Origin of the sequence: Agromyces binzhouensis (genome assembly GCF_004135055.1) — a bacterium.
In the GTDB taxonomy this organism is placed as follows: Bacteria; Actinomycetota; Actinomycetes; order Actinomycetales; family Microbacteriaceae; genus Agromyces; species Agromyces binzhouensis.
Genome location: NZ_SDPL01000518.1, coordinates 1 through 1,814, shown reverse-complemented (window position 1 = coordinate 1,814; position 1,814 = coordinate 1). Strand labels below are relative to the sequence as shown.

At 74.0% G+C, this 1,814-nt stretch carries 2 protein-coding genes; both read left to right on the top strand.

Annotation, left to right across the window (positions count from 1 at the left end; translation table 11 throughout):
• On the top strand, positions 1 to 895 hold an 895-nt coding region (locus ESO86_RS16310), incomplete at its 5' end, for an ABC transporter ATP-binding protein (RefSeq protein ID WP_165308138.1).
• Entirely contained in the window at positions 892 to 1,758 is an 867-nt protein-coding gene (locus ESO86_RS16305; protein WP_129235886.1) for an ATP-binding cassette domain-containing protein, read from the top strand. The genes ESO86_RS16310 and ESO86_RS16305, both read left to right, overlap by 4 nt.
• The last annotated feature ends 56 nt before the right edge of the window (positions 1,759 to 1,814 follow it).

The window sequence follows — 1,814 nt, the reverse complement described above, 5'->3', positions numbered from 1 at the left end:
CCACGGCGTCGCGCGCGCGGCGGAGCGTGCCGCGGCGCGTCCTGCCGGGTGGGCGGAGCAGACGCCGGTCGTGGAGGCGCGGGGCCTCGAGATCGAGTACCCGGGACGGTTCGGCCGCCCGGGCTTCCGCGCCGTCGACGGCGTCGACCTCGTGATCCGGCCCGGTGAGGTCCTCGGACTTGTCGGGGAGTCGGGGTCGGGCAAGACCACCATCGGTCGCGCGATCGCGGGCCTCACGAAGGTCACCGGCGGTTCGCTGCAGGTGCTCGGCCACGAGATGCTCGGCATCCGCGAACGTCGGTTCCGTCCGGCGCGCAGCCGGATCGGCTTCGTCTTCCAGGACCCCGCGTCGAGCTTCAACCCGCTCCTCACGATCGCCGAGTGCGTCGCCGAGCCGCTCGTGATCCACGATCGTGCCGTCGACGCGCGCGACGCGCGCCCGCGGGTCGACGAGCTGCTCGAGGCCGTGCAGCTGCCCGCCTCCTACGGCGATCGGTACCCGCACGAGCTGTCGGGCGGTCAGCGGCAGCGGGCGAGCCTGGCTCGTGCGATCGCGCTCGAACCGGAGCTGCTGATCGCCGACGAGCCGACCTCGGCGCTCGACGTGTCGGTGCAGGCGCGCGTGCTCGAGCTGTTCGCCGAGCTGCAGCGGGAGTTCGGGTTCGCGTCGCTGTTCATCAGCCACGACCTCGCGGTGGTCGACCTGCTGGCCGACCGCATCGCCGTGCTCTACCGTGGGAAGCTCGTCGAGGAGGGGACCCCGGCCGAGGTCCTCGGCTCGCCGGCGGATCCGTACACCCAGCGCCTGCTCGCATCGCTTCCCGTGCCCGATCCGGTGGCGCAGGCCGATCGGCGCGAGCAGCTCCGGCGGCTGCGCGAGGAGGGCGGACGATGAGCCTGGATGCGGCGCACGGCTACCCCGTGGTCGTCAGCGACCTGTCGGTCGAGTACCCGGCGCGCGGTCCGAGCGCGGCCCACGTCGCCCTGCGCGGCGTCAACCTGCGCGTCGCGCCCGGCGAGGTCGTGGGCCTCATCGGCTCAGCCGGCAGCGGCGCGTCGACGCTCGCGCGAGTGCTCTCGGGTGCCGCGTTCGAGCCAGTGCTCGCCGGCGGGGAGGTCCGTCCGGTGATCACGGGCGGTGACGCCATGGTCCTCGGCACCCCGCTCCGCGGGGTCTCGCGGCGACGGCTGAACGCACTCCGGTTCCACGTCGGCTACCTCGCGCAGGACGCGGCGATGCGCCTGCCCGCCGATCGCACGGTCGCGGAGATCATCGGCGAACCGATCCTTGAGCGCGACCACCGGTACAACCGGGCGGCGCTCGCGACGCGGGTCGCCACGATGCTCGACTCGGTGCGCCTGCCGCTCGGCATGCTCGAGAAGTTCCCGTTCGAGCTGAGCGGAGGGCAGCGCCAGCGCGTGGCGCTCGCACGCGCGCTCGTGCTGGGCCCGAAGCTGCTCATCGCAGACCAGCCGACGGCGGGGATCGACGTCACCGTTCGCGATGCGGTCGCCGGCCTGCTGACCGAGCTGCGCGCGGGCCAGGCCTTTTCGGCGGTCGTGATCTCGCACGACGTCCCGGTCCTGCGCCGCGTCGCCGATCGGCTGGCGGTGCTGGACAGGGGCGAGATCGTGGCGGACGGCACGATGGAGGAGGTCCTCGACGATCCGCTGCACCCGTACGTCAAGGCGCTCGCGGGCGCCATCGACGACGGCCACGCCGCGACCGACGACATCGCGCCCGACGGGCATCGGTGAACCCGACCGGGGCCGACGGTCGGCGGCATCGGCCGGTGGCGGGCGCGCCCGGCGCG

Bases quoted from the DNA above. Each gene is read 5' to 3' on its own strand.
- ESO86_RS16305 (WP_129235886.1), top strand. From the start codon at position 892: ATGAGCCTGGATGCGGCGCACGGCTACCCCGTGGTCGTCAGCGACCTG.